Annotated in this window: 21 protein-coding genes and 2 tRNA genes; 9 read left to right on the top strand and 14 right to left on the bottom strand. The window is 68.0% G+C overall.

The genetic code is table 11. From position 1 onward, the window contains the following. Window positions 1-48: 48 nt before the first annotated feature. Genes KY493_RS07025 through rhmD form a run of 7 tightly spaced genes read right to left on the bottom strand, consistent with a single transcriptional unit; the run spans window position 49 to window position 8866 of the window. Window positions 49-1509, bottom strand: a complete 1461-nt coding sequence (locus tag KY493_RS07025; RefSeq protein WP_219898226.1) for an oligogalacturonate lyase family protein — start codon at window positions 1507-1509, stop codon at window positions 49-51. A 23-nt stretch (window positions 1510-1532) separates the two neighbouring features. After that, complete coding sequence (locus KY493_RS07020; protein ID WP_255568096.1) at window positions 1533-3815, bottom strand: hypothetical protein; 2283 nt, start codon at window positions 3813-3815, stop codon at window positions 1533-1535. Next, window positions 3815-5077, bottom strand: coding sequence for a sugar MFS transporter (locus KY493_RS07015; RefSeq protein WP_219898225.1), 1263 nt, complete (start codon window positions 5075-5077; stop codon window positions 3815-3817). The genes KY493_RS07020 and KY493_RS07015 overlap by 1 nt, the downstream gene beginning before the upstream one ends. A 60-nt stretch (window positions 5078-5137) precedes the next feature. Further along, window positions 5138-6040, bottom strand: coding sequence for an amidohydrolase (locus KY493_RS07010; RefSeq protein WP_219898224.1), 903 nt, complete (start codon window positions 6038-6040; stop codon window positions 5138-5140). A gap of 9 nt (window positions 6041-6049) precedes the next feature. Beyond that, on the bottom strand, window positions 6050-6799 hold the full coding sequence (locus KY493_RS07005) for an SDR family NAD(P)-dependent oxidoreductase (RefSeq protein WP_219898223.1): 750 nt from the start codon (window positions 6797-6799) through the stop codon (window positions 6050-6052). Beyond that, complete coding sequence (locus KY493_RS07000; RefSeq protein WP_219898222.1) at window positions 6796-7659, bottom strand: fumarylacetoacetate hydrolase family protein; 864 nt, start codon at window positions 7657-7659, stop codon at window positions 6796-6798. Before KY493_RS07000 ends, KY493_RS07005 begins: the two co-directional genes overlap by 4 nt. Before the next feature lie 13 nt (window positions 7660-7672). Next, window positions 7673-8866, bottom strand: coding sequence for an L-rhamnonate dehydratase (gene rhmD / locus KY493_RS06995; RefSeq protein WP_219898221.1), 1194 nt, complete (start codon window positions 8864-8866; stop codon window positions 7673-7675). Window positions 8867-9006: 140 nt separating this feature from the next. Here rhmD and KY493_RS06990 point away from each other — a divergent pair, with 140 nt between their 5' ends. The 5 genes from KY493_RS06990 (at window position 9007) to KY493_RS06970 (ending at window position 15747) form a co-directional block, all read left to right on the top strand. Continuing rightward, window positions 9007-9816, top strand: a complete 810-nt coding sequence (locus tag KY493_RS06990) for an IclR family transcriptional regulator (protein WP_255568095.1) — start codon at window positions 9007-9009, stop codon at window positions 9814-9816. Between the two features lie 23 nt (window positions 9817-9839). Continuing rightward, on the top strand, window positions 9840-10616 hold the full coding sequence (locus KY493_RS06985) for an SDR family NAD(P)-dependent oxidoreductase (RefSeq protein ID WP_219898220.1): 777 nt from the start codon (window positions 9840-9842) through the stop codon (window positions 10614-10616). 8 nt (window positions 10617-10624) lie between these two features. Continuing rightward, the gene (gene lldD, locus KY493_RS06980; protein ID WP_219898219.1) at window positions 10625-11755 is read left to right on the top strand and encodes an FMN-dependent L-lactate dehydrogenase LldD; all 1131 of its coding nucleotides are present in this window, start codon (window positions 10625-10627) and stop codon (window positions 11753-11755) included. A 78-nt stretch (window positions 11756-11833) separates the two neighbouring features. Further along, window positions 11834-14827 (top strand): DUF6298 domain-containing protein, encoded by a 2994-nt coding sequence (locus KY493_RS06975; RefSeq protein WP_219898218.1) that lies wholly within the window; start codon window positions 11834-11836, stop codon window positions 14825-14827. Between the two features lie 23 nt (window positions 14828-14850). Next, a complete protein-coding gene (locus KY493_RS06970; protein WP_219898217.1) occupies window positions 14851-15747 on the top strand; it encodes a rhamnogalacturonan acetylesterase in 897 nt (298 codons plus the stop codon). 5 nt (window positions 15748-15752) lie between these two features. On the opposite strand, the gene KY493_RS06965 is transcribed toward KY493_RS06970, so the two are convergent. Beyond that, window positions 15753-17549 (bottom strand): IlvD/Edd family dehydratase, encoded by a 1797-nt coding sequence (locus tag KY493_RS06965; RefSeq protein ID WP_219898216.1) that lies wholly within the window; start codon window positions 17547-17549, stop codon window positions 15753-15755. A gap of 96 nt (window positions 17550-17645) precedes the next feature. On the opposite strand from KY493_RS06965, the gene KY493_RS06960 reads away from it, so the two are divergent. Next, a complete protein-coding gene (locus KY493_RS06960; RefSeq protein ID WP_219898215.1) occupies window positions 17646-18404 on the top strand; it encodes a FadR/GntR family transcriptional regulator in 759 nt (252 codons plus the stop codon). A 21-nt stretch (window positions 18405-18425) separates the two neighbouring features. Here KY493_RS06960 and KY493_RS06955 read toward each other — a convergent pair whose 3' ends face one another. Then, window positions 18426-19415 carry a helix-turn-helix domain-containing protein gene (locus KY493_RS06955; protein WP_219898214.1) on the bottom strand — a complete coding sequence of 330 codons (990 nt, stop codon included), beginning with the start codon at window positions 19413-19415 and terminating at the stop codon, window positions 18426-18428. Window positions 19416-19601: 186 nt separating this feature from the next. On the opposite strand from KY493_RS06955, the gene KY493_RS06950 reads away from it, so the two are divergent. Further along, window positions 19602-20840: an MFS transporter gene (locus KY493_RS06950; protein WP_219898213.1), complete on the top strand. Its 1239-nt coding sequence runs from the start codon at window positions 19602-19604 to the stop codon at window positions 20838-20840. A 165-nt stretch (window positions 20841-21005) separates the two neighbouring features. Here KY493_RS06950 and KY493_RS06945 read toward each other — a convergent pair whose 3' ends face one another. From KY493_RS06945 to KY493_RS06930, 4 genes are all read right to left on the bottom strand, one after another. Then, the gene (locus KY493_RS06945) at window positions 21006-22136 is read right to left on the bottom strand and encodes a PepSY domain-containing protein (protein ID WP_255568094.1); all 1131 of its coding nucleotides are present in this window, start codon (window positions 22134-22136) and stop codon (window positions 21006-21008) included. A gap of 4 nt (window positions 22137-22140) precedes the next feature. Further along, on the bottom strand, window positions 22141-24306 hold the full coding sequence (locus tag KY493_RS06940) for a TonB-dependent siderophore receptor (RefSeq protein ID WP_219898212.1): 2166 nt from the start codon (window positions 24304-24306) through the stop codon (window positions 22141-22143). A 90-nt stretch (window positions 24307-24396) separates the two neighbouring features. Continuing rightward, window positions 24397-24750 (bottom strand): hypothetical protein, encoded by a 354-nt coding sequence (locus tag KY493_RS06935; RefSeq protein ID WP_219898211.1) that lies wholly within the window; start codon window positions 24748-24750, stop codon window positions 24397-24399. Between the two features lie 117 nt (window positions 24751-24867). Continuing rightward, a tRNA-Asn gene (locus KY493_RS06930) sits at window positions 24868-24942 on the bottom strand. Between the two features lie 73 nt (window positions 24943-25015). Between KY493_RS06930 and KY493_RS06925 the strand changes: the two genes are divergently transcribed. Then, on the top strand, window positions 25016-25834 hold the full coding sequence (locus tag KY493_RS06925; RefSeq protein ID WP_219898210.1) for an RNA methyltransferase: 819 nt from the start codon (window positions 25016-25018) through the stop codon (window positions 25832-25834). A gap of 14 nt (window positions 25835-25848) precedes the next feature. On the opposite strand, the gene KY493_RS06920 is transcribed toward KY493_RS06925, so the two are convergent. Beyond that, a tRNA-Cys gene (locus KY493_RS06920) sits at window positions 25849-25922 on the bottom strand. A gap of 128 nt (window positions 25923-26050) precedes the next feature. Here KY493_RS06920 and KY493_RS06915 point away from each other — a divergent pair. After that, window positions 26051-26680: a protein-L-isoaspartate O-methyltransferase gene (locus KY493_RS06915; RefSeq protein WP_219898209.1), complete on the top strand. Its 630-nt coding sequence runs from the start codon at window positions 26051-26053 to the stop codon at window positions 26678-26680. The last annotated feature ends 5 nt before the right edge of the window (window positions 26681-26685 follow it).

Raw genomic sequence — 26685 nt, 5'->3', positions numbered from 1 at the left:
CTTTTTGCAACGGGGCGAGAATTCGGAGATTCAGCTCGCCCTTTTCGATCAGGCGGCCCTTGCGACCTCCACGGCGTAGACGTGGTTGGCGCCGTGCATGTTTGACACAAAGACGATCCACTTGCCGTCGGGCGTGAAGGTCAGATTGGGTTCCAGCCGATAGTCGTGGTTGGACATGTCCACGATGCGCTCGGACCGCATGTAGAGCGGGTCGATCAGGTCTTCCTGATCGCTGGAGGGATCGGCGTCGACCACCGGTTCGGGCCGCAGCAGGACCAGCCATTTGCCGTCACGGGCATGGGCGACCATGTCCTCGTCGCCCCCGTCGCCGGCGAACAACTGACCGTCCGGCGACACGTTGAAATGGACCGACCAGTCGTTCTGTTCGAGCCGTCGGTAGACGCGCTTTCCGGTCTCCAGATCGATCGATGCGACCCAGAACACCTGACCGCGCGGGGTCTGCAGGTCGTAGTGGACCTGCTTGCCGTCCGGGCTGAACCATTCATGCCCGAAGATCTCGGAGTTCATCGTGCGCTGGTGGGTCTTGCGCAGGTCTGAACCGTCCGCCTTCAGGGTCCACATCCGGTCCACACGGTGCCAGGGACCCTCGTGGCAGAAGATGATGCGGTCGGGATCGGTCGGCGAGAACTGGGTGTGGCCGATCCATTCGTTGGTCTTGTGGATCACGCGGCGTTCGCCGCTGGCCAAGTCGATGACGAAGATCTCCATCGGATAGCGAGCGGCCCAGCGCTGGAGCATGCGCACGCCCTTGGCGCGGGCGAAGTTCAGCGGCTTTCCGTCCGGGCCGTTGGCGGCGTACTCGGCCTGGTCGAAACGGCGGTTGCGCGGGTCGCCGAGATTCGGCTGGAGCGGCTCCGATCCATAGGCGACGAAGCCCAGCAGCAGGGTCTCGTCGCTGTTGACCGAGTTGACGGCGCCGTTCGGAATCTGGGCGATCTGGCGCGTCTGCCTTGTGTCGACATCGATGACGTACAACGTCTTTGCGCGGTCCATCAGCTGGGCGTCGCCCGGGGCCGTCACCGAATAGTAGACGTTGCGGCCCTTGCGGCCGGTGAACATCAGGTCGGCGTGCGGATCCGGGACAAGAATGCTGAGCGCCCATGTCCGCAGGTCCACCGTCGATATGCCCTGCGGAGTCGAGATGACCATCAGGTCGGGCGCGCCGGCTTTGGCGGGCAGGAACATGTTCTTGTAGAAGTACGGCTTGCCCCCGCCGCCGTCCGGCGAGATGCGGCGGATGCGGTGGTTGGTCTTGGCGTCGATCCACTCAGTGGGCACGGGGCCGGACCACTGCGGCGGCTGGTGCGGCGTGTCCTCCGTCGACGGTGGAGCGGTGTTCAGCGCCGGCCACTGCGGCGTCTCGCCGGGGGCCGGCGCGGGAGCGGGAGCGGGGCCGGCCGCTTGCGCGGCGGCTCCGTTGGAGGCCAGGGCTCCAACGGCCGGGGCGGCCAGCAGGGCCTTGAGCGCGGTGCGGCGGGAGGTCGTCATTGGGCGTTCCTCTTTGTTCTTGTTCAAGGCGCGGGCGTCAGGCCTTCGACCCGCACGGTCCAGCCTTGCTTGGGAAATCCGGGGGCGTGGCCGACCGAGCCGTCCCAGCCGCCGGCCATCAGACCCACGGCCATCAGCAGCGAGCCGTTGGAGGGGAAGTAGGTCTCCGCCGCCCGGCGATAGCCCGGCCCGTCGGGATTGACCGCCATCTCCACCCCGCCGGCGCCGGCCGAGACCGGCACCAGCTCATCGGCGTGCTCGTCCAGGTGGACGCGCGGCGTCATGCCGGTCGGTCCCCACTGGTTGTTCTTCAGGTCGGCGAACAGCCAGTCGACGGCCTTGTCCGGTTCGCCGAGCCGCGCCGCCGTCATCGCCATCATCGGGAAGTCCCAGCCCCAGGTCTGGCGCACGTCCCAGTTCGCCTCGACCGCCTCAAAGGTGCGGCGCATGGCGGCGGGGTCGATCCGTCGGCCGGGGATGAAGCCATAGGCCATCAGGAACGAGGGGTGGTCGCGGTTCTTGCACTGAGCGGCCGCCGCGTGCTTGCGGCAGGCGTCCGACATGGCCGTCTCCCAGAAGTCGGGCACGCTTTCGACCGGCAGGTAGAGACCGTCCTTCATCGGCGCCGGAGCGATCTTCGCCAGCGCCTGGTCCCAGTCGGCGCGACGAGCCTCTCCCTTGCGCTCGCGCCACTGCTGGGCGGTCTCCAGGGCCCATCGGAAATACTCGACCTCGAAGGTCGGGTTGATGGTGGTCAGCGGGTCGTAGTTTTCCTGCGCCGGGATCAGCGGCGTCCCCAGGTTCAGGCGGTCGCCGTCCGGCAGCGGCCAGGAGGCCAGAAGGTCGGCGGTGGACTCTACGAGCTCGCCGTAGCGGTCCAGCACCGCCGCGTCCTTTTCGGCGCGCCAGACCAGTTCGGCCAGCAGGATCGGGTGCGGCTGCTGCCACATGATGAAGGGCGAAACCAGGCTGGGGCTGTTGCGACCCTCCGGCCCCGCCATCTTGGGCCACCAAGCGCCCTTGACGCCATGGCGGGTCGCCTCGGCGCGGGCGTTGTCGAGATTGCCGAGGTACCAGGGAAGGCTGCGCTCCAGCAGCTTGGGCCGGCCCCACATGGCCAGCCAGCCGGAATGCCAAGGGTGCATCTCCAGGTGGAACTTGCCGTACCAGCTGTTGGAGAACAGCCCCTCTTCCTGCGGCGGCAGCTCGCCGGAGCCGTTCACCGCCGACAGGTACTGCGACAGCACCACGCGACGTTCCAGCTCGGCCGCGCGCGGGTCGGTGCTGCCGGAGAAGTCGACCGCCCCGCCTCCGGTCCAGAACTCACGCCAGTGCGCCGTGGTCGCCTGGACGCCGTCAGCGAAGGCGGGCGTCGCGGCGTCGCTGTTCGCCTGGTCGAACCGGACGCTGACCGTCAGGCGCTCGCCGCCTGTCGAGGTGACATGGAAGTCGTTTTCGCCCGCCTGCTCGACACGACCGTTTGCGGCGATGGCGGAGACGTAGGTCGTAGCGTCAATCGTGCGCCGGATGCGGGTTTCCCCTGCAGTCTGCGACAGGATGGAAAGGCTTTGCGCGCCTTGAGTTTCGAACGTCGTCGTGTCCGGATTGATGGCCGGGCTCACGCCTGGATAGCGCACGCGGACGCCGAGGCCCGCCCTGGCGACCAGCGGCGAGGCGATCTCGACCATCACCATGTCGAGCGTCGGGTGAACGCGGGTGACGACTTCGACCGGCTGACCGTCATAGGTGAAGCGGCTGGTCAGGGTTCCGGTCCACAGGTCCAGCGTCTGGCGCGTGTCGGCGACCCTGGCGAACTCCAGCGGCGCGCCGTCGCCCAGCGTCAGGCCGATGCGGCTGAGCGAGAAGCGATGCGGGTTCGCGCGCAGCCAGGTGTAGGCGGGGTTGGTTTCCGCCACGTCCCACGACTTCATCCAGGCGTAGGGCTGTTCGCCCCGGCCGGGGACGGGCACGTTTATCAGTCCGTCCTGCTCGGTGTAGCCCTCGGGGTTCGGAAAGCTGTGCCAGGCCCACTGGGCCATGGTCATCAGCGGGGCCAGTTCCGAATACTGCTCTGGAAAGGTCTGAAGCCCGGTGATGTCGGCGGTAAAGCCCAGGTCGCCATTGCCCAGCTGGATCGGCGCGTGTCGGTCGATGGCGGTCAGCGTCACATTGTGGCGCGTGACCAGAGCCTGCCGATCGATCGGCGCGGCCGGCGCGACGCCGGCCGCCGGTGCGACCGTCTGAGCGCAGGCGGCGGTGGGGCCGGCCACCAGGGTGAAGGCGAGGAGGGCGGCGCGCAGACGCATCACTTCGCCCCCTTCAGTCCGAGGCCCGCGCCCTTCCAGCCGTACCAGGCGACCACCGCGAAACAGACGGCCGGCAGCAGGAACGCGACATTGGCGCCGTAGGTGTCGGCGATCTTGCCCATGGGCCAGGGCAGCAGCACGCCGCCGCCGATCGCCATGACCATCAGGGACGACGCCTTCTTGGTTCCGGCGCCCAGGCCGGTGGTGCCCAGGGCGAAAATGGTGGCGAACATGGTCGACATGAAAAAGAACACCGCGATCAAGGCGATGGGCGACACCTTGTCGATGCCCGCCGCCACGATCAGCGTCAGCACCACATTGATCACGCCATAGGTCGTCAGCAGGGCTCGCGGTCTGACCCGCAGCAGCAGGGCCGTCGCGGCGAAGCGGCCGACCAGATAACCGATGGCCGCCAGCGACAGCATGAAGGCGCCCTGCTGCGAGGACAGGCCGTCCCAGTTCTCCGTCACCAGGTTGATGAAATAGGCGCCGATACCGACCTGGGCGCCGATGTAGAGGGCCTGGGTGATCACGCCGGCGACGAAGTGGGGCTGCCTCGACAGCGGACGAGCAGGGGCCTCGCCTGCGACTGCGCCGCCGTGGTCGGATAGGCCGGTCTCCGGCAGGCGCGCACGCCAAACCGCCAAGGCGAACAGCACGACGCCGACCGCTATCAGCCCATAGACGATCTGAATCGAGCGGGTGGCGCCGCCCAGCGCCTCGGTCGTGGTCGGGCTGAAGAAGACCGCGCCGCCGATCAGCGGGCCGAAGAAGACGCCGAGTGCATTGAACGACTGGGCCAGGTTCAGCCGCTGCGGCGCCCTGGCCGGATCGCCCAGCACATTGACGTAGGTGTCGGCCGAGGTCTCCAGCACGCACAGGCCGGCGGCCAGCACGAACATGGAGCCGACGAACGGCGCGAACTGCCCCATGCCGGCGGCGGGGATGAACAGCAGGGCGCCGATCGCGGTGATCGCCAGGCCGGTGACGATGCCGAACTTGTAGCCCCGCGCGTGCAGCAGCATGCCGGCCGGCACGGACAGCAGCAGATAGGCCCCGAAATAGGCGATCTGCAGCCAGGCGCTGTCGGCCTGGCTGATGCTCAGCGTCTCCTGGAAATGCTTGTTCAGCACGTCCAGCAGCCCATAGGCCAGACCCCAGATCAGGAAGCAGGCGATGGCGAAGGCCAGCGGTCCGCGCAGGGCGGCCGCGGGCGTGGCCAGACCGCCGGGGGTATGGGCGGCGTCGGTCTCGATGACCATGATGTCTCTCCTGGTGTCCTCGGGACCCTAGCCGTCTTGGTGCGGCTTCAGGCGGGGTTGTCAGATTCGGTAGATCGCCTCGGCGTTCATGGCGAACAGGCGGTCGCGCTCGTCGTCCGTGAAGTCGGACGTGATCGCGTCAAAGGCGGAAAAGAAGGCGTCGAACGTCCCGTGGACACGCTCGACGGGGAAATCCGAGGCGAACATCGCCCGCTCGGTTCCAAACACATCGATGCATTCCAGCACGATCGGACGGATGCTGTCAGGCGTCCAGGCGCGGTCGGTGATGCCGAGGCCTGAAATCTTGATCGAAACGTGCGGCTGGGCGGCCAGCAGGCGCAGGCCTGTGCGCCAACGCTCCATGCCTGCTTCGTCGCGGTCGGTCGGCAGGCCGGCGTGATTTACGATCATCGGAACGCCGGGATGGTCCGAGGCAATCCCGGCGGCGGTCGTCATCTGCGACGGATAGAGCTGCAGGTCGAAGGACAGGCCGTGCTCGGCCAACTTGGCGAAGCCGTCGATCCAGGCGGGATCGAGCAGCAGGTCGCGTGGGGTGTAGGTCTTCAACGGGTCTTGGTGCCAGCAGACGATCTGGCGTACCCCGCGCACATTGGGCCGGGCGGCATGCGCCTCCAGCAGGGCGTCGAGATCGGGATCGAGCAGGTCGGCCCCGGCGACGATCCCCTGCGGATAGCCGTAATCCTGAGCCGTGGCCTGCAGCCAGTCGGTTTCGCCCAGCTGTTGGCCGGTTGGCTGGCCCGCCTCCACATGCACGATCTTGTCGATGACCCAGCCGGCGGCATCGGCCAGATAGTCCTTCAGCAGATAGTCTCGGCGGGCGATGGGCGACATGTCCCCTGCCGGATTGTTAGGCAGGGGATCGTCCTGCAACCAGCCGTAGCGGGCGCGCGACAGGTCCCACAGGTGGACATGCGGATCAACGATGCGAAGGTCCGAGCCCACCCGCGGCGCCTAGTAGGTGGTCCGCCCGCCCGACGTGTCGAACGTCGAGGCGGTGGTGAAGCTGCATTCTTCCGAGGCCATGAAACAGACCATGGCGGCGCTTTCGTCGACCTCGCCCAGGCGGCCCATCGGGATCTTGGAGCGCATGTAGTCGACCTGGCTTTGCGGCATCTGGGCCAGGATCGGGCTTTCGAAGGTGGCGGGGGTCAGGCTGTTGGCGATGACGCCCTTGCCGGCCAGTTCCTTGCCCAGCGATTTGGTGAAGCCGATCACGCCGGCCTTGGAGGCGGAATAGGCGCTGGCGTTGGGATTGCCTTCCTTGCCGGCAACCGAGGCCACGTTGACGATCCGGCCGTAGCCGTTGTCGAGCATGAAGGGGACGACGGCGCGACTGCAGTAGAAGACGCCGTTCAGGTTGATGTCCACGACCCGCTTCCAGCTGTCGATCGGGAACTCGTGCACCGGGACGGTCGCACCCGTGATGCCGGCGGAGGCGATCAGGATGTCGATCTTCCCCAGCGTCTCGTTGGCTTCGGCGGCCGCGCGGGCGACCGCATCGGCGTCCGACACATCCAACGCCACAAAATGCCGGGCGCCGATCTCGGCGGCGGCGCTGGCCAGAGCCTCGGCGTTCAGGTCCCAGAGCGAGACTTGGCCGCCCTCCTGGATGATGCGCTCGGCCGAGCATTTGCCCAGGCCCGAGGCGCCGCCGGTGACGATGGCCATACGGCCCGCGAAACGTCCTGCGTAGACGGTCATGCGGCCGCGTCCCTAGACCAGGCGACGACCGTCTGCCGCTGCGAGCCCAGCTTTTCGATGCCCAGCTCCATCACGTCTCCGGCCTTCAGGTAGAAGGGCTCCGGCTTCTGGCCCAGACCGACGCCCGGAGGGGTGCCGGTGGTGATGAGATCGCCGGGCTCCAGCGTCATGAACTGGCTGACGTAGGCCACGATCTCCGCCACGCCAAAGATCATGGTTTTGGTGTTGCCCGTCTGCATGCGCCTGCCGTTCAGGTCCAGCCACATGTCCAGGGTCTGGACGTCGCCGACCTCGTCGGTCGTGACGATCCAGGGGCCGACCGGCCCAAAGGTATCGCAGCCCTTGCCCTTGTCCCAGGTGCCGCCGCGCTCGGTCTGGAAGGCGCGTTCGGAGACGTCGTTGATCAGCACATAGCCGGCGACGTGATCCAGCGCGTCGGCCTGTTCGACGTAGGACGCCGGTTTGCCGATGACGATCCCCAGTTCGACCTCCCAGTCGGTCTTTTCCGAGCCGCGCGGAATCACCACCGTGTCGTTCGGCCCCTGCAGGCAAGAGATCGCCTTCATGAAGACCACCGGCTCGGATGGTTCAGGCAGGTTCGATTCCGCGGCGTGATCTGCGAAGTTCAGGCCGATGGCGATGAATTTGCGGCTGCCGTTGACCGGCACGCCATAACGGGGCTCGCCCTCTACAAGCGGAAGCGTCGCCGGATCGATCGCCTTCAGCGCCGCGAGACCTTCGCCGTGAAGCTGGTCCGGCGTGATGTCGGCGACCACGCCCGAGAGGTCGCGCAGACGGCCTTCCCCGTCCAGGGTTCCAGGCTTTTCCTGCCCCTTCAGGCCATGACGCAGCAGTTTCATAGGGGGCCTTTTCTTAGCGTGCGTAGGGTCGATGCAGGGCGATGTCGCGGTTCAGCTCGACACCAAAGCCGGGCGCATCCGGAACCTTCAGCCGGCCGTTCACGGGCACGGGCTCGCCGATCAGTTGGGGATGGAACATCGGCACGACCTCGTCGGCGCCGGGGGCCATCATCAGGAATTCCGCGAACGGGCTGTTATGGCGCGTCACCACGAAGTGGTAGCTGTAGACCGACGATCCGTGGGGGATCATCAGCACGCCCTTGGCGTCGGCCATGGCGGAGATCTTGATCAGTTCTGTGACGCCGCCGCACCAGCCCACGTCGGGCTGGATGATGTCGCAGCACTCCATTTCCAGCAGCATGCGGAAGCCCCAGCGGGTGGCCTCGTGCTCGCCGGTGGTGACCAGCATCCCCTTGGGGACGTTCTTCTTGAGCGCCTGATAGCCCCAGTAGTCGTCCGGGCTCAGCGCCTCCTCGATCCACTTCAGACCCAGCTTGTGCGCCTCGTGGGCCAGGCGGATGGCGTAGTTCAGATCCAGCGCCATCCAGCAATCGAACATCAGCCAGAATTCGTCGCCGCAGGCGTTCCGCATCGCCTCGAGCTCTGCGAGGTTCTTGCCTAATCCCTCTTCCCCCTCGGCGGGGCCGTGGTGGAGGGGCATCTTGCCGCCGATGAAGCCGAGTTCCTTGGCTTTGTCCGGCCGTGCGCCCGTGGCGTAAAAGGTCAGTTCGTCGCGGACCGCGCCGCCCAGCATGGCGAACACCGGCTCCTGGCGCAGACGACCGAGCAGGTCCCATAGCGCCAGATCGACCCCGGAGATGGCGTTCACCACCAGCCCCTTGCGGCCATAGTACTGGGTCGAGAAATACATCTGGTCCCAGATTTTCTCGACCTCGGACGGATCGCGGCCTTCCAGGAAGCGCGCCAAGTGCTTCTCGACTATAAAGGCGGCGGGCTCGCCGCCGGTCGTCACCGCGAAGCCGACGACGCCGTTTTCGGCCTCGATCTCGACCACCAGCGTGCCCAGCACATTGATGCCGAAGCTGCGGCGGCTCTGGCGGTACTCGGGATACTTCGCCATGGGCGTGGCGATGTGGTCGTCGATCCAGTGGCCATCGCCCTGGTCATGGTAGTCGGCGCCGCCGCCCGTGCCGTCGTTCTTCACGACAAACGCCCGGACATGTTTGATCCTGGGAAGTCGGCTCATCCAGCAACCGTCGGTTGGCGGCAATACGCTCCCATAATGCGGGATTTCACTGGCTTTCCTCCGTGCGACGCGTCAAACTGCTGACGTCGAAGTCAGCACGCTTGCGCGTTTTGCTACATTCTGAGAATGAGGATTACGAAATGGGACAAGCAGCGTCAATCAAGACATCGCATGGCGAGACGTCGCTCGAGGATGCTGGGGCCAAGGCGTCCGGCAGCCAGACGCTGCTGCGCGGCCTGGACGTCATCGACGCCCTGATCGATGGCTCGCTGCCGCTGGCGGAACTGTCGGAAAAGCTGGAACTGACGCGCAGCACTACTCATCGCCTGGCTTCGGCTCTGGTGGATCGGCGCCTGCTGTCGTTTCGTCCCCGCGAGGGCTACAGTCTGGGGCCTAAGCTGCTCGAACTGGGACATGCAGCCGCCCAGCAGATGCATCTGCCGCGCGTCGCCCGTCCATGGCTGGAACAGCTGTCGGCGGCGACCGAGGACACGGTCCACCTCGGCGTGCTGGATGGCGCCCACGCGCTTTATCTGGACAAGGTGGCGGGCCGGCGCCGGATCAACATCGGTTCGCGCCTGGGTGAACGTCATCCCATCGCCTCCACGGGACTGGGCAAGGCCCTGATCCTGGACAAGAGCGAACCGGAGTGGATCGCCTTCTTCGCCCCCGAAGGCCAGCCGTACGATTCGGCCGCACGCGCCGTCTGGCTGGAGCGGATGCGCGGCTATGCGCAAAAGGGATACGCTTTCGATCTCGAGGAAAACGAGGATCAAATCCGCTGCGTCGCCGCGCCGATCCGCTCGGTGGACGGCCGGATCGTGGCCGCGCTCAGCGTGTCTTCCGCCGCCCAATATATGTCGGATGCGCGCATGGCCGAACTGACCAAGACCGTCACCGAGGCCGCCAACGCCATCAGCACCGATCTGGGCTGGCAGTCGAAATCCTGAACGCCGTCAACGCCGGAGCCCGCATGCTGCTTGAGAACAAGGTCGTCCTGGTCACGGGCGCATCGCGGGGCATCGGCCGGGCGACCGCCATCGAGGCGGCGAAGCAAGGCGCCGACGTCGCCATCAACACCTTTCGCGATCCGGAAGCGGCGGCCGAGGTGGTGCGCGACATCGAGGCGTTGGGCCGACGCGCCATCGCGGTCGATGGCGACGTAGCTCTGCCCGAGACTGCCTCGGCCTTTGTGGCGCTGGCGGTCGAGGCGTTCGGTCGTGTGGACGTGTTCGTGTCCAACGCCGGCATTTGCCCGTTCCACGCATTCCTGGACCTGCCGGTCGAGACGCTGCGCCGGACCATGGAGGTCAATCTGCACGGCGCCTACTTCATGGTGCAGGCAGCGGCCAACCAGATGGTGAAGCAGGGCCAAGACTCGGAGGGGAGGGGCGGCGCCATCGTCGCCATCAGCTCGATCTCGGCCCTGGTCGGGGGCGAGATGCAGACCCACTACACCCCGACCAAGGCCGGCGTTCACAGCCTGATGCAGTCCTGCGCCGTGGCCCTGGGTCGGCATGGCATCCGCTGCAACTCGGTGCTGCCGGGCACGGTCGCAACCGACATCAACAAGGACGATCTCGCCGACCCGGTGAAGCGCGAATACATGGAAGGGCGTATTCCGCTCGGTCGCCTGGGCCGGCCGGAGGACATCGCCTCTGTGGTCGCCTTTCTGGCCTCGGACATGGCCGGCTACATGTCGGGCGCGTCGCTGCTGGTCGATGGCGGCGCCTTCGCCAACTTCCAGTAGGCGGGTCGGTGATCATCTCTTCGCCCGGCGACTATCGCGAGGCGGCGCGGCGCAAGCTGCCGCCGTTCCTGTTCCACTACATCGACGGCGGGGCGTACGCCGAGCAGACGCTGCGCCGCAACGTCGACGACTTCCAGGGCATCGCCCTGCGCCAGCGCGTGCTGCAGGACATGAGCGATCTGAGCCTGGAGACCACGCTGTTCGGCGAGAGCCTGCGGCTGCCGATCGTCCTGGCGCCCGTCGGCCTCACCGGCATGTACGCCCGGCGCGGCGAGGTGCAGGCGGCCAGGGCGGCCGCGTCCAGAGGCGTGCCCTTCACCTTGTCCACCGTCTCGGTCTGCGCCATCGACGAGGTGGCGGGCGCCATCGACCGACCGATGTGGTTCCAGCTCTATGTCCTGCGCGATCGGGGCTTCATGAAGGACGCGCTGGAGCGCGCCAGGGCCGCCGGCGTGAAGACGCTGGTCTTCACTGTCGACATGCCCGTGCCCGGCGCGCGCTACCGCGACGCCCATTCGGGCATGAGCGGAAGGAACGCCGCCCTGCGTCGGCTGTGGCAGGCCGCGACCCACCCGTCATGGGCACTGGACGTCGGCCTGCTCGGCCGTCCCCACGACCTCGGCAATGTTTCCCGGTATCGGGGGCAGGCGACCGGGCTTGCGGACTACATCGGCTGGTTGGGCATGAACTTCGATCCCACCATTTCCTGGAGGGATCTGGAGTGGATCCGCGCCTTCTGGGATGGACCCATGGTCATCAAGGGCGTCCTTGATCCCCAGGACGCGCGAGACGCGGCCAGCTTCGGCGCCGACGGCATCGTGGTGTCGAACCACGGCGGGCGCCAGCTGGATGGCGTACTGTCGTCGGTGCGCGCGCTCCCGGCCATCGCCGAGGCGGTCAAGGGCGACCTGAGCATCCTGCTCGATTCCGGCGTTCGCAACGGGCTGGACGTGGTGCGCGCGCTGGCGCTGGGCGCCGACGCGGTGATGCTGGGACGCGCCTTCATCTATGCCCTGGCGGCGGAAGGCCAAACCGGTGTGGCCAACCTTCTCGACATCTTCGAAAAGGAAATGCGCGTCGCCATGACCCTGACCGGCGCGAAGTCGATCGCGTCTCTCGACGCCGCCAATCTGAGCTAGACGCGGATCGCCCCGGCTGGGCTACGCTGGACTTCTCTCGCGCTATAATAATATTTATGAGCAGCGGCAGGAGGGGCGATGAACCGGGGGCTTGGGCTGTGTGTCGCGGCGGCGAGCGCCTGGATTGTGGCGGCCGCCACGGCGGAGCCGGCGGCGCCCGACGCGAGGCTCACGCTTCCGATCGACTTCTCGCATGCCGGTTATCGCGGCGGAGGCGTGGTTCTGCCGGCGGCCCCGGCGACCATCGTCGTGGCGCCTGCGCCGGGCGATGACGGCGAACGCATCCTGGCCGCGCTTGATCTGGTCGGAAGGCGCCCGCCGGACGCTCAGGGACACCGGGGCGTGGTGCAGCTGCTGTCCGGCGAGTATCAAATTGCGGGGCAGCTGAAGCTGAGCACCGGCGGGGTGGTGCTGCGCGGTGCGGGGACCACGGAAGGTGGGACAGTGCTGGCGGCGGAGGGTGTGGATCGTCGCGCCCTGATCGCGGTGAATGGCCCCGCCGACGACGCCGGCGCCTCCGGGATCAGTCTTGCGGTGGACAGTCCGGTCGCGGCCGGTGCGACGCGGATGCCGCTGGGCTCGACACAAGGCTTGGCTGTCGGCGACAGGGTCGTCGTGCGCCGGCCCAGCACCGAAGCCTGGATTTCGCGATTGGGCATGGACGCCTTTGTTGGCTGGCGCCCCGAGGGGCGGCTGAACTGGAAGCCGGGTTCGCGCGACATCGCCTGGGACCGGATCGTGACGGCGATGGATGCAGGGGGCGTGACCCTGGACGCACCGATCACCACCGATCTGGACCCGGCCTACGGCGGCGGAGTGGTGCAGGCGGGCGCATCGACGCCGCGCCTGCGCGAAGTGGGGATCGAAGGGCTCAAGCTGGTCTCTCGCCACGACCCTCAGCGACCGATGGACGAGGATCACAGCTGGTTCGCCATCGCCATGGACCGGGTCGAGGACAGCTGGGTGCGCGATGTCGCGGCCGAGGGGTTCGTCAGCTATGTGGTCGATCTGGGCGAGACCAGTCGCCGGATCACCGTGCAGGATGTCTCGGCGTCGGACCCGGTGTCGGAGATCGGCGGCTACCGTCGGCGAGTCTTCTATACGGCGGGGCAGCAGACGCTGTTTGTGCGCTGTGAGAGCAAGAACGGCATCCACGACTTCGGGCTGGGTCACGCGGCGGCCGGGCCGAACGTCTTTCTCGACTGCGTCTCGGAAGAATCGCTGGGCGACAGCGGGGCGCTGGAAAGCTGGGCCTCGGGCGCGTTGTTCGACGGGGTCAAGGTCCGCGGCGGGCCGCTGAGGCTGACGCACCGGGGACGCGATGCGCAGGGCGCCGGTTGGGCGGCGGCGAATTCGGTGCTGTGGAACTGCGAGGCCACGGTGGTCGAGGTCCGCAGCCCGCCGAATGCTGCGAACGCCGCCATCGGCTGTCGCGGCGAACGCGTGGGCGAGGGCGTGGTCGAGGATCCTCGGGTCGAGCCGGGCCGCGACTTCCACCGCGCGCAACCGCAGGCGCCCGCCAGCCTGTACCGGGCGCAACTGGTTGCACGACTTGGAGACCCGGCGCTGGCGGCGCTCGAGCCCGCGGCCCTACCCGTGCCGGCGCCCGGCGTGCGCGTCCTGACGGAAGCTGAGGTCGAGGCCTATCGCGCCAGCCATCGACCGGCCGACGATCGCCATCCCCTGACCCTGACCGATGGCGAATTCCGCATCGACGGACAGCCGGCGTGGAAACGGCGCGCCGGCTTTTCCTTCTTCCAGGCGCAGATGCCGACCGCTCTGGCCGAGAGCTATGGCCCCTTCATCACCCGCTTCGCGCCGGGGCTGGAGGGGGTCGGTCTGACCGACGAGCTGGACGCCTTCGCCGCCACTCTGAGCACTGGCGATGTGGTCCAACACAACTACGGCCTCTGGTACGACCGCCGCCGCGTCGATCACGACTTCTACGGCTCGCCCGACCAGAAGGACGGAGAGGTGTGGGCGCCCTTTATTGAGCTGCCCTGGGCGCGCAGCGGACAGGGGCGGGCCTGGGACGGCCTCAGCAAATACGACCTGACGCGGTTCAATCCCTGGTTCTTCGAGCGGGTGCGGGGTTTCGCCGAACGGGCCGAGCAGCGCGGCGTGGTGCTGTATCACCGCATGTACCTGCAGCACTGGCTGCTCGAGAGCCGCTCGCACTATGTCGACTTCCCCTGGCGGCCGGTGAACGCCATTCAGGCCACGGGCATGCCAAACGAAGTTCCGGCGGCCGAGACCTTCTGGGACGTGTCCGATCCGGTGCGGCGCGACCTGCACCGCCGCTACATCCGCCACACGCTGGACGTGCTGAAGGGGCAGGGCAATGTCGTCATCGGCCTGGATCCCGAATACACCGGGCCGCTGCCCTTTGTGCAGTTCTGGCTGGATGTCATCGGCGAGTGGGAAAACGAGACGGGCGCGGACGTCCGCGTCGTGCTGGAAGTTCCCAAGGCGGAGATGGACGCCATCCTCGATGATCCCGCGCGGGCGCGGCGTGTGGACGGCGTCGGTTTTCATCACTGGACCTACCGTCCCGACGGCGCTTTGTTCGCGGTCGAGGGCGGTCTGAACAGGGCGCCGCGCGAACAGGCCGACGCCATCGCCCACCCGGAGGATCTGACGAACGGCGCCGATGCCGCCCAGGTGCGCCGAGACCTGTGGCGCTCATCTCCCGCTATGCGGTACCGCGCCTTTCGCGAATACCGAGACCGCCGCGCCGATATGGCCGTGCTGGGCGGAGAGGACGCGTTTCCTGACCTGAGCCGCGCGGTTGACGCCTCCTTTCCCGCCGGGGCCCGCGCGGCGATGCGGCCCGACGCGGAGCTGGTCGCGCCTGGACCCACGACCTGGGCTCTGGCGGATGGACGGGGGGTGGGGCTGGTCTATGCCGTCGCCGGCGGCCCGGTAACGATGGAACGACCGCTGGACGCACCGACGCGCGTGATCTGGGCGGGTGGCGGCTCGGCCTGTCTATCGGCCGCGGAAACCGAGCTGACGCCGCCGACGGACGGTCCCTGGGCCGCCTGGCTTAAACCCGTCGCCGCCTGCCCCTGATCTGATCCCGATAGGAGTTTCACATGCTCACCGCTCTTCTGCTGTCCGGCGTGATTCTCGCGCAGACGCCGCAGGCCGCCTCGCCTGTATCGACGTCCGCGCCCACGCCCGTGGTCCCGATCTCCGCCTCCAAGATCATCCTGGTTGGAGACTCCACCACGGCGGTGATCGGCGGCTGGGGGCCGAGCTTCTGCGCCGACCACGTCACCTCCTTCGTCGCCTGCGTGAACCTGGCGCGTGGAGGGCGCAGCTCCGGCAGCTATATCGCCGAGGGCTCCTGGGACCTGGCGCTGGCCGAGATGTCCACGCCCGGTTTCACCCAGACCTATGTGCTGATCCAGTTCGGCCACAACGACCAGCCGGGAAAGCCTGGACGTTCCACCGATCTGGCCACCGAGTTTCCAGCCAATCTGAAACGGTATGTCGATGAGACCCGCGCGCGGGGCGCCGTTCCCGTGTTGCTGACGCCGCTGACGCGCCGGCAGTTCGTCGACGGTCGGCTGCAGAACGACCTCACGCCCTGGGCCGACGCCGTGCGCCGGGTGGCGGAAGACACGCAGACGCCGGTGGTCGACCTGAACGCTTCCAGCGCCGCCGCGGTCCAGGCCCTCGGCCCGATGATGTCGGCCCGCTTCGCCCAGCTGCCGCCGTCGCCGGAGGTCGCCGCAGCCCTGCTGACCGGCACGACCATTCCGGGATCGACCGGCGTCGCGCCCACGCCCGCTCCCGTCACTCCCGCCGCGCCGTCTCAGACCTCGCCCCTGGCCCAGAACAATGCGGCCGTGGAGCCGCTGGGGCAGGCGCGGGTGTCGTTCGACTACACCCACCTGGGACCCGAAGGCGCCGACTTCTTCGCCGCGATGGTGACGCGCGATCTGATCCTGGCCGTGCCCGCCCTCCGGCGGGTTCTGGTCCCCTGATCGGGTCAGTGGTTGTCGCGCGGCAGGCCCATGGTGTCGATGATGCGGTGGTATTTGACGGCGGGCTCCAGCACGGCGCCCGTCTCTAGTTCGCCGACCATGGAGCGCTGGAACTCCTGCCACGGGGTTTGTGAAGCGGGGTAGTGATAACCGCCGCCCGCCTCGAAGACCGCGCGCCGCGCCGCCATCTCCGACGGGTCGATCAGCACGTCCACGCGACCGGCGTTCAGGTCGATCCGCATGCGGTCGCCATTCCGCAGCAGGGCGATGTTCCCCCCCGTCGCGGCCTCGGGCGAGGCGTTCAGGATTGATGGAGAGCCCGAGGTGCCGGACTGGCGTCCGTCCCCGACGCAGGGAAGGGCGTGCACGCCCTGTTTGATCAGGTGCGCCGGCGGTCGCATGTTCACGACCTCGGCCGCACCCGGATGGCCGACCGGGCCGGCGCCGCGCATGACCAGGATGCTGTCGGCGGTGATCCCCTCCGCCGGATCGTCGATGCGGCGGTGGTAGTCTTCCGGCCCGTCGAACACGACCACAGTGCCTTCAAAGGCATTCGGCGACGACGGATCGGACAGGTAGCGATCGCGGAACTCGGTCGAGACGACGCTGGTCTTCATCACAGCGCTGTTGAAGACGTTGCCAGTCAGCACCAGGAAGCCCGCGTCCTGCACCAGGGCCGTGTCGAAATCGCGGATCACGTCCGGCAGCACGACGACGGCGTCGCGGCAGTTGTCGCCGATGCTGGCGCCGTTCACCGTCAGCGCCTGCTCGTGAATCATGCCGTGCCGCATCAGTTCGGCCACCACCGCCGGCACGCCCCCGGCCTGATGGAAGTCCTCGCCAAGGTATTTGCCGGCGGGCTGCAGGTTCACCAGCAACGGCGTCTTGTGCCCCACCTCTTCCCAGGCCTTCAGCGGCAGGTCGACGCCTGCGTGGCGGGCCAGGGCGGTCAGGTGGATCGGCGCATTGGTGGAGCCGCCAATGGCGGAGTTGACGACAATGGCGTTCTCGAACGCCTCACGCGTCAGAATGTCGGAGGGCTTCAGGTCTTCGCGCACCATCTCGACGATGCGCTTGCCGGTCAGATAGGCGACCTGGGGACGCTCGCGATAGGGCGCGGGGATGGCCGCCGAGCCGGGCAGGGACATGCCCAGCGCCTCCGTCAGCGCGTTCATGGTCGTGGCCGTGCCCATGGTGTTGCAGTAGCCGACGGACGGCGCCGAGGTGGCGACCAGGTCGATGAACTGTTCGTAGTCGATCTCTCCGGCGGCCATCATCTGCCGGGCCTGCCAGATGATGGTGCCCGAGCCGACCCGCTCGCCCTTGTGCCAGCCGTTCAGCATCGGCCCGACGGACAGGGCGATGGCGGGGATATCGACCGTCGCGGCCGCCATCAGACAGGCCGGGGTGGTCTTGTCGCAGCCGATGGTCAGCACCACCCCATCGAGCGGATAGCCGTAAAGCAGCTCCACCAGGCCCATGTAGGCGAGGTTGCGGTCCAGGCCCGCCGTGGGCCGCTTGCCCGTTTCCTGGATCGGATGAACCGGGAACTCCATGGCGATGCCGCCGGCCTCGCGGATGCCCTCGCGCAGGCGCTGGGCGAGGACCAGGTGGTGGCGGTTGCAGGGCGACAGGTCCGATCCCGTCTGGGCGATGCCGATGATCGGCTTGCCGCCGCGCAGCTCGTCTAGCGTCAGGCCGTAGTTCAGGTAGCGCTCGAGATACAACGCCGTCATGTCGGGATTGTCTGGGTTGTCGAACCAGGCGCGCGAGCGAAGCGGCTTGGGAGTGCAAGGCGACATGACGGCTCCGGCGGCGAGATCGTCGTTGGAGATATCATAATATCAATGGATGAACAGGCTGGGCGTGTGATCGCCGCTGCTTTAATGTTGAACTTCATGGATCACGACCATCAGCGTAGCGCCCATTCGCTTTCCGGCCGGGAGCGGCCGATCCTGTCGGCGCACGATCAGATCGTGCGCGCGCTGGCGCTTCAAATCCTGTCCGGGGCCATCCGTCCCGGCGACAAGCTGCCGATGGAGGCCGATCTGCTGGACCGTTTCGGCGTGTCGCGCACGGCGCTGCGGGAGGCGCTGAAAACCCTGGCCGCCAAGGGCTTTCTGAACGTCAAGACGCGCGTCGGCACGCGGGTGACCGATCCGGGCGAATGGAACTTCTTCGACAAGGAAGTGCTGAGCTGGCAGGTCGCGGGGGGCATGAACGAGGCGTTCCGCCAGCAGCTGGCCGAGATCCGGCGGGCGGTCGAGCCGGCGGCCGCCGCGCTGGCCGCGCAGCGGCGCACGGCCGACAACCTGCTGGCGATGCGCGAGGCGCTGGAGCGGATGGGGCGCGAAACCACGTCGGAATACGGGTTCGCCCAGGCAGACCTGGCGCTGCACCTCGCCATCGGCGCCGCCTCGCACAATCCGATGATGCGATCGGTCGCCAGTGTGATTGAAGCGGCGCTGCTTGAGGCGTTTCGTCTAAGCCCGCCCACGCGCAGCCAGACGCTGCACCTGGAAACGGTCGCCGCGCATGCCCGGATCGTGGACTGCATTGAGGCGAGAGACGGCCCCGGCGCCTCGCAGGCGATGCTGGCCGTCATCGACGCCGGGAATCAACGGATCGAGCGCGAGAGGGCGGCGTCGGACGTCTGACGCCGAGCCCGCGCCCGGAAGTCAGGACAACTCCGTCATCCAGCCCTTCCAGCGCCGCCGGGCGTCCTGCACCTCTCCCGGCGGGGTGTCGGAGACCTGTGCGCGATAGGCAAGGGGCGTGACGCCATAGGCGCGCTGGAACTGACGGCTCATCTGGCGTTCGTCGGCGAAGGCCAGACGTTCGGCGAGCAGGCTCATGGGGCTGGAGTCGCGAAGGTCCAGCGCGGATCGCAGCGCCTCCAGCCGGCGACGCTGGATCAGGCGGGCGACGCCGCCTTCGGCCTCGTAAAGCCGGTACAGCGCCGAGCGGGAGATGCCCGCGCCGTTGATGACGTCGTCGACCGACAGGCTGCGGTCCGGCAGTCGCTGCTGGATGAAGCGCTCCACGCCTTCACGTCGTGAATATTCCAGCCGGGCCGCCTCGCTCGCCGGGGTGGACTGCAGTTCGTCCACGACGCTGAGCAGGTCGATTAGGCTGCGCGCCAGCGCCGGCAGGGCGCGGCCTTTCAGGGCGTCGGCGTTGCGGACCAGCGCCTGCATGTAGTCGGCCAGCATGCCGGCGCCCGGCGGGTGCAGGACCACGCCGTGCAACTGATCGACGGCGTCGCCCAGACCGGCCCGAACCAGGTCGCGGCCGATGCTGGCGGTGATCACATGGGCGTCGTGAAAGGCGTGCCGGATGGGATGGCGGGTGTCGGCCAGGTAGATTTCACCCGGTGTGGCGGCCTCGAACCCGCTTTCCGGTCCGCCCACGACCCGGCCGGACAGCACCAGGGTGAAGACCAGATGGTCAAAGCCGTCGGATGCGGTGCGCTGCAGCCTTGAATGGATCACGCCGGACAGACGGCGCTCGAAGATCAGGATGCCGCTGAGCCGCCACCCCTTCATCCAGGCCAAGAAGGCGCCGTCGCCGCGTTCGACGTCCGCGCCGGTGCTGAACAGCTGGCGGTAGTCGTGAAAGGCTTCGTCGGGGTCCTGGCCTTCGCTGCTGAAGGCGAGACGCTCGGCCATTCCACGATCCCTGTTCGGTTTACGACGATGAGGAACAGGCTTTACGGTGGCGTTGCACGGTCGGCAATCCAGGCGCGATTCCCCCCGCCGCGCGAACCCTTTCAGCTCGAGCATTTCATTCATGTCGCTGCCGATACCGGCGTCCGCACCCGCGCTGCCTGCCTGCCCGAGACACGGGCGGGGTGCATGACGAGACTGGGTTCGTCCTTCGGGCGTGGTGAGGGAAGGCGCATCCTGCTGGTCTTGGCGGCGGCGCATTTCCTGGCGACCGCGGACCGATCCATGGCGGCGGTGTTCGGGCCCCTGCTGTCGCGCGAGGTCGGGCTGGATGACGCGGCGCTCGGGGTTCTGCTGGGGCCTGCGTTCGCGCTGATCTATGCGCCCGGCGCCTTGATCGGCGGGCGGTGGCCGGCCCGGTCGATGCTGATCGGGTGCGTCGCGGTCTGGACGCTTGGCCATCTGATCTTCGCCTTCGGATCGGATTTCGGAACGCTGGCTGCGGGTCGGCTGGTGCTGGGACTGGGGCAGGCGGCCTTTGCGCCGACCGCGCTGGCGGTCATCGCGGCGAGTTTTGCGTCAGAGCAGCGAGGTCGCGCCACCTCGGTATTCACCAGCGGCTCGGCCATGGGACGAAGCGGGGCCCTGCTGCTCGGCGGCGTCCTGCTGGCGCTGGCTGCGGCGTGGGGCCTTGCGGCGCTGTCGCCCTGGCGGGTCGCCGCTCTCGCCTTCGCCATCCCCAACCTCGTGGTGCTCGGCCTGCTGGCAGCATGGATCCCACGGGGCGCGGCCAGCGTCGAGGATGGCGGCCTGCGCCAGGGCCTGCGTCGGCTGGTGGACCGGTCGAGCGGCCTGGCGCCTTTGGCCTTGGCGGGCGGGTTCAGCGTCCTGATGGTCCAGGCGGGCGCGGCCTGGGCGCCGTCCTTGCTGACGCGGGCGACCAGCCTGGACGCCGCGAGCGGCGCGCTGACGGCCGGGTGGATCGTGCTGGTTGCGGCCCCTGTCGGGCATCTGGCGGCCGGCTGGTTGACGGACCGGCTGGGCGTGCGAGGGCCGCGCCTGACCGTTGCGATCGGCGTGGCGCTGGCGCTGAGCGGTGCGGCGCTGATGAGCCTGAACGGCCCGTCAGTCCTCTTGGGGTATGGGCTGCTGACGGCCGGCGCAGGGGCTTCGGCGGTGGCGTGCCTGGCGGCGGTCATCGTCAGGGCGCCGAGAGAGACACGGCGGTCCGTGACGGCGCTCTACATGACCCTGACGGCGGTGGTGGGATCGGCGCTGGGACCTTTCCTGACCGGTGTGATCAGCGAGGCGCTCGGATCGGGCGAGCGTCTGGGCGATGCGCTGTTGCTGGTCGTGGGCGCAGCGGGGTGCGCTGCGGTTGGGGCGTTGTTGCTGTTCGGCCGCGCGGGCGGTCGGCCGGCGCCCTGATCAGGGCCCAGGCGAAGGCGACCAGAGGCGCCGCCAGGCCGAGCCAGCCCGCCACATCCCAGGCCGCGTCGCCCAGCAGCGCCGCGACCAGCCCGATCAGGCTGAGCACGCCGATCAGCAGCGGCGCGGCGAATATGGCCCGCAGGCTCAAGGCCTTGATCTTGCTCATGGTTCGCTCGCCAATAGGGGTTGGTCATCACGCGCCGTCCGGGGCTGGCGACGCCGCGAGAGCCACAGGTAGACGCCGGTGACCAGGATCGCGATGGTGGCCAGGTCCAGCAGCGCCCACAGGATCTTCAGCGGCAGGCCGCCGTAATCGCCGAAATGCAGCGGCTGCGACAGGGACAGGGTCTTGGCGTACCACGGCATCGGCTCGGCGGCGGTCAGCTCGCCCGTCTGCGCATCCATCAGCGCCGGGGTGATCAGATGCTTGGTGACCGGCGTGTCGCCGTGAAAGAAGACCGCGTAGTGATGGTCGGTGGAATAGGCGCCGCCCGGGAAGGCGACGAACTGCAACTGCATGCCGGGCAGGGCCTGCTGCGCCTTGGCCACCGCATCGTCCAGCGAACTGCGCGCGACTGCCGGATCCTTGCTGGCGTAGGCGGCGGTCAGGCGCCCGAGACGATCCGTCTTCCAGTAGGAGATGATGGGATCGGCCAGGGTGTTCACCACGCCGGTCAGCCCAACCACCAGCATCCAGGCCACGGCGATCACGCCCAGGAGGTTGTGATAGTCCAGCCACCTGACCCTTCGTGACCTGGCGGTGCGCACCGCGCCGAACGGAAGGCGACGCATGAAGGGCGCATACAGCACCACCCCGGAGACAATGGAAACGGCGAACAGCAGCCCCATCAGCCCCAGGAACAGCATGCCGGGCAGGCCCGCGAACATGTCGGTGTGCAACTGAAGCAGGAACTCGAGCACGGCGTTGCCGCCGACCTGGGGCGCCAGCTCGCCGCTGGTGCGGTCGTAGGGCGCGAAATGCATCTGCGATCCGGGTGAGTCGACGCTGGGCGCGGTGGTGACGTTCACCACCGGACGATCCTCGTCGAAGCTCATGAAGATCGGCAATTCTCCCGGTCGATCGGCCAAGGCGATGTCCAGCACGCGATCCAGCGGCAGCATCGGTCCGTCCGGGTTGGCCGGCGTCCAGTGCTCCTGCTCCAGCGCATGCTCGATCTCATGCGTGAAGATCAGCGGCAGGCCCGTCACGCACAGCATCAGCAGGAACAGGGTGCAGACCAGGCTGGTCCACTTGTGAGCCCAGGACCAGGCGCGAACGGTGCTCGTCTTCATCCGCTCAGAAGTCCGCCGTCACCGAAAGGCGGAAGGTGCGCGGCGCACCCAGCGTCAGGTAGTTGGAGCCCGGGAAGCCGCCGACCGCGACCCACTGGTCCTCGTCCGCCACGTTCTCGATCCTCGCGCGCAGGGTCAGGGGCGTGCCGGACGCCTCGAAGGCGTAGCGAACGCCGGCGTCGAAGCGGGTCCAGCTGTCCAGCTCGATCGTGTTGAGGCCGTCGACGGGCTGCTCGCCGGCATGGACCACGCGGCCCTCGACCGTCAGCCCGGGCGCGAAGGCCACATCCCATTCGACATTGGCGCTGGCCTGGAAGTCGGGAACGCCGATGGCGGCGCGGCCGACCAGGGCGGCGTCCTGGGATCGTGTGATCTCCGTGTCCAGCCAGGTCGCGCCGCCGATCAGCCGAAGGCCCGTGAGGGGTTCTCCGAACAGGCTGAGCTCGACGCCGCGGTTCTCTTGCTCGCCATCTGAACTGAACACGCGGCTGGCCGTGTCAAAGAGGGTGGACGGCTGAGTGGTGCGAAAGACGCTGAGCACCCCGCCGAACGTCCCGGCGTCGTACTTCAGCCCGGCCTCGATCTGCTCGGAGCGGAAGGGCGCCAGAACTTCGCCGGCGTTCGCCACAGGCAGTCCGCCGCTTTGCGCGGGTGCGGTCGAGCCGGGCTGCAGGGCTTCGGCGTAGTTGGCGTAAACGGAAAGACGGTCGGACGGCTTGTAGACGAGGGCGAACACGGGCGTCGAGGCGTCGCTCGAATAGCCGCCGGTCTGTGCGGAGCTATTGTAGTCGTAGGCGCGGTTCTCGACTTCCTGGTACCGGACGCCGATCGTCGCCAGCAGCCGATCGTCCAGGAAGGACAGCATGTCGGCGACGGCGACGCTGGTCATCCGGACCCGGGCGACGATCGTGGGATCGCTCAGGGAGCCGGCCGTCAGGGCGTCGGGAGACGGCGCGGCCACGACGACGGGGTCATACAGGTCGCTGGCGAAGCCCGCGAAGTCGGAAAAGGCGTAAGAGTTGCTTTCGCGGCTTTGGATCCGTGCGGCGGATGCAATCAGCCGGTGACCGATCGGCCCGGTCTCCAGGTCCGCACGAACGCCGACGTCGGCCGAAAACACCTCGTCACGACGCCCATTGTCGAAGCGATTGGCGCTGAGCGTCCCATCGGGCTGTGCTGTCGGATTGGCCAGGGAGTTGCGCTCCTTGCCCCGGCGACCGCCGACGGCGGCCCAGGCCGTGACGTCGTCGGTCAGGTCGAACTCGCCGCGCGCCGCGCCGAACAGCTGGGTCTCGTCCGTATAGGTCCAGGGCTGAGCGAAATTGCTGCTGGCCGACGGCGGGGCGGGGACTGCGCCTGCGGGCGTCACCTGTGGGCGCGGCGCGTCGATGCGGTGGTCCTGGAACCCCAGGTCGGCGGAGAAGCGGGCGCGCGCGCCGCGATGATCGACGCCCAGGCCGACCACGTTCAGCTCGCTGTTCTGATCCTCGATCTCGGCTTCGCCCGCGCGGCTGACCAGGTTCAGGCGTACGCCATAGGCGCCGTCGTCGAAGCGTCGGGCCAGATCGGCGGCCGCGCCGATCTCGTCGCCCCCGTCCCAGCTGGCGGTCAGACGGCTGAGCGGCGTGTTCGGCGCGCGCTTCGGAACCAGGTTGATCGCGCCGCCGACGCCGCTGCCGCCCGGCGCCGCGCCGTTCAGAAAGGCGCTGGCGCCGCGGAAAACCTCGACCCGCTCCAGCAGTTCGGCCGCCACGAACTGGCGCGGCAGAACGCCGAACAGGCCGTTGTAGGTCATATCGTCCGAGTAGATCGGGAAACCGCGAATGACATACAGTTCCTGGAAGTTGCCGAACCCCTTGCTGATGCGGATCGTCGGGTCGTTCTGCAGCACGTCGGCCACGCTGCGGGCCTGCTGATCCCGGATCAGGCTTTCGGTGTAGTTGGTGGTCGAGAACGGCGTGTCCATGATGTCCAGCGCGCCGAGCAGGCCGACCCGGCCGCCCGTGGCCACCTGACCGCCGGTGTAGGCCTGCGGCAGGCCGACCTGGCTGCCGGTGACCACGATGTCGTCCAGCTGAGCGGCGTCGGCCTCCTGCGCCAGGACGGGCGCGGCGGCGCAGGCGAGCAGCCATGCGGCCGAGCAGGAAAGCAGACGAGTCGAAAGAAGCACCGTGTCACCCTGTATTGCGAGTGCTTCGCATTAGGCGCGGTGCGAATGGAACGCAATGGCGGCGACTGCGGTGATGCGCCGCAAGCGGGGTCAGCGGAGCTGGAAGTCGCGTCCGTCGATGGTGGCTGTCACGTTGATGGTGGTCCCCGGCGTCAGCAGAAATCCGGAATAGAAGCCGAAGTCCGCCCGCTCGGGCTGCATCATCGCTTCGATCATCTGCGTGGTCAGGCGAACGGACATGACGCTGGAATCGAAACGGTCGGCCCAATCTAACGGCATGGAGGGCGACGAGGCCGATCGCATGGCACGAAGCGGAGCGGCGATCGGTCCAGATCGCTCCATCGCCAGGGCGTCATCCGACAGCGGCGCGGGCCCTTGAGGCGCCCAGGAGGCGGCGCTCGGCGTTCCCGCCTGAAGCAACAGTATCGCGATCGCTTCCAGCATCGGCCCGCCCTCGGTGAGGGCCAAGGCATAGGGCGGCGCGCCTTAACGGCCCGTCGAACGGCTTGGTAAGCAAGGAAGTAAGGATCTGCCCGAAACCCCTTTGGAACAGGGGGAGAGTGGCTCCGCGGGTAGGATTCGAACCTACGACCAGCCGATTAACAGTCGGCTGCTCTACCACTGAGCTACCGCGGAACAGCTGCTCGGGAGGCGGGCGTATAGCAGCGCCTTTTCGGTTCACGCAATGGGGAAAAGTGTATGCAGACGCATGATCCGCATCGACGATCCCGAAGACCCGCGCATCGCCGCCTTTCGCGACATTCGCGAGCGCGACCTGACGGGTCGGCAGGGGCTGTTCGTGGCGGAAGGGGAGGTGGTCGTGCGGGTGCTGGCCTCGGCGGCATCGCGCTGCCCGGCCCGCGCCTTGCTGCTGGCGGAGAATCGCGCGGAGGCGATGGCCGATGTCGCCGACGGGATCGATGCGCCGACCTATGTCGCGCCGCAGGCCGTGCTGGACCGCATCGCCGGCTTTCCGCTGCACCGGGGCATCCTGGCGCTCGGGGAGAAGCCCCGGTCGCCGGGCGTGGATGATCTGCTGGCCGGCGCGGGCGAGGCGGCGGCGGTGGTGGTCGCCTGCGGCATCGGCAATCACGACAATATCGGCGGACTGTTTCGCAATGCGGCGGCGTTCGGCGCGCACGCCGTGCTGCTGGACGATCGGTGCTGCGATCCCTTCTACCGCAAGGCCGTCCGGGTCTCGGTGGGTGCGGTGCTGAGAACGCCGTTCGCCGTCGGCGGATCAGCGGAAGCGATCGTAGAGCGACTCCTCGCGCGTCGGTTCGAGATCCTGGCCCTGACGCCTGGCGCGTCGGAGACGCTGGCGGGCTACCGTCGTGAGGGACCTGTGGCGATCGTGTTGGGCTCGGAAGGGCCGGGTCTGCCCGCCGAGGTGATCGCCAGATGCCGCGCGGTCGGCGTTCCGATGCACGGCGGCTTTGATTCGCTGAACGTCGCGGCGACCAGCGCCATCGCCCTGCATCACCTGACCAGCCCGCTGCTGAGCGGGCAGGGGCGAGCTGCGGATTAAGGGGACAATCGCGATGGAGGCCTGACCGGGAATCGAACCCGGGTGCAAGGATTTGCAGTCCTCTGCGTCACCACTCCGCCATCAGGCCGCTGCCCTTTGGAGGGGGCGGTCCATCGCGAGGGGCGTTCGCTATCAGATCGGATTGTCCGCCGCAACGCGCGGACCTATAAGCGCGGCAAGTTTTACGCTGTTCGCTTCTTCCCCAAGGCTGTTCCGATGGATTTCACCGCCGCGCGCAAGGTCATGGTCGATTCGCAGGTGCGGGTGAACGACGTCACCGACCGGGCCTTGCAGGCCGCCCTGCTGGTCGTGCCGCGCGAGCGCTTCTGCGATCCGGAGCGGGCGTTCGCCGCCTATGCCGAGGCGCCGGTCCAGATCGCCGGCGATCGTCGGCTGATGGAGGCGCGCGATATCGCCAAGCTGCTGCAGGCGCTCGACGTGCGCGAGGGCGAAAAGGCCCTGGCCATCGCCGCCCCTTACGCCGCCGCCGTGCTGCAGCGGATGAGAGCGGTGGTCACGGCGCAGGAGGCGGACCAGGCCGTCATGGACGTGGTGGCGCCGGTGCTGGCCGACGAGGGCGTGCAGACGGTGGTCGCGCCGCTGGACCAGCCGCACGGCGAAGGCTGGGACATCATTGTCAGCGAAGGCGCGGTGGCCGTACGGCCGGACGCCTGGATCGAGAAACTGCGCATCGGGGGACGCCTGGCGGTGGTGGAACGGCAGGGGCCGGTCGGCAAGGCGGTGCTGTATGTGCGTGGCCGCGAGGGCCTGTCGCGCCGGCCGCTGTTCGACTCTTCGCCGGCGGTGCTGGCGGCGATGACGCCCGCGCCGGCGTTCGCCCTTTGAACAAC

This window comes from Brevundimonas sp. PAMC22021 (assembly GCF_019443405.1).
Lineage (GTDB): Bacteria > Pseudomonadota > Alphaproteobacteria > Caulobacterales > Caulobacteraceae > Brevundimonas.
Note: the sequence above shows the minus strand (reverse complement) of the source record. Positions and strands in the feature narration are given on the sequence as shown.

Excerpts from the sequence above, each read along its gene's own strand:
- KY493_RS07000 (WP_219898222.1), bottom strand. The coding sequence starts at position 7,659 with ATGAAACTGCTGCGTCATGGCCTGAAGGGGCAGGAAAAGCCTGGAACC.
- KY493_RS07015 (WP_219898225.1), bottom strand. The coding sequence starts at position 5,077 with ATGGTCATCGAGACCGACGCCGCCCATACCCCCGGCGGTCTGGCCACG.
- KY493_RS06955 (WP_219898214.1), bottom strand. The coding sequence starts at position 19,415 with ATGGCCGAGCGTCTCGCCTTCAGCAGCGAAGGCCAGGACCCCGACGAA.
- KY493_RS06945 (WP_255568094.1), bottom strand. The coding sequence starts at position 22,136 with ATGAAGACGAGCACCGTTCGCGCCTGGTCCTGGGCTCACAAGTGGACC.
- KY493_RS07025 (WP_219898226.1), bottom strand. The coding sequence starts at position 1,509 with ATGACGACCTCCCGCCGCACCGCGCTCAAGGCCCTGCTGGCCGCCCCG.
- rhmD (WP_219898221.1), bottom strand. The coding sequence starts at position 8,866 with ATGAGCCGACTTCCCAGGATCAAACATGTCCGGGCGTTTGTCGTGAAG.
- KY493_RS06975 (WP_219898218.1), top strand. The coding sequence starts at position 11,834 with ATGAACCGGGGGCTTGGGCTGTGTGTCGCGGCGGCGAGCGCCTGGATT.
- KY493_RS07005 (WP_219898223.1), bottom strand. The coding sequence starts at position 6,799 with ATGACCGTCTACGCAGGACGTTTCGCGGGCCGTATGGCCATCGTCACC.
- KY493_RS06970 (WP_219898217.1), top strand. The coding sequence starts at position 14,851 with ATGCTCACCGCTCTTCTGCTGTCCGGCGTGATTCTCGCGCAGACGCCG.
- KY493_RS07020 (WP_255568096.1), bottom strand. The coding sequence starts at position 3,815 with ATGCGTCTGCGCGCCGCCCTCCTCGCCTTCACCCTGGTGGCCGGCCCC.
- KY493_RS06960 (WP_219898215.1), top strand. The coding sequence starts at position 17,646 with ATGGATCACGACCATCAGCGTAGCGCCCATTCGCTTTCCGGCCGGGAG.
- KY493_RS06985 (WP_219898220.1), top strand. The coding sequence starts at position 9,840 with ATGCTGCTTGAGAACAAGGTCGTCCTGGTCACGGGCGCATCGCGGGGC.
- KY493_RS06965 (WP_219898216.1), bottom strand. The coding sequence starts at position 17,549 with ATGTCGCCTTGCACTCCCAAGCCGCTTCGCTCGCGCGCCTGGTTCGAC.
- KY493_RS06925 (WP_219898210.1), top strand. The coding sequence starts at position 25,016 with ATGATCCGCATCGACGATCCCGAAGACCCGCGCATCGCCGCCTTTCGC.
- KY493_RS06935 (WP_219898211.1), bottom strand. The coding sequence starts at position 24,750 with ATGCTGGAAGCGATCGCGATACTGTTGCTTCAGGCGGGAACGCCGAGC.
- KY493_RS06950 (WP_219898213.1), top strand. The coding sequence starts at position 19,602 with ATGACGAGACTGGGTTCGTCCTTCGGGCGTGGTGAGGGAAGGCGCATC.
- KY493_RS06915 (WP_219898209.1), top strand. The coding sequence starts at position 26,051 with ATGGATTTCACCGCCGCGCGCAAGGTCATGGTCGATTCGCAGGTGCGG.
- KY493_RS06990 (WP_255568095.1), top strand. The coding sequence starts at position 9,007 with ATGGGACAAGCAGCGTCAATCAAGACATCGCATGGCGAGACGTCGCTC.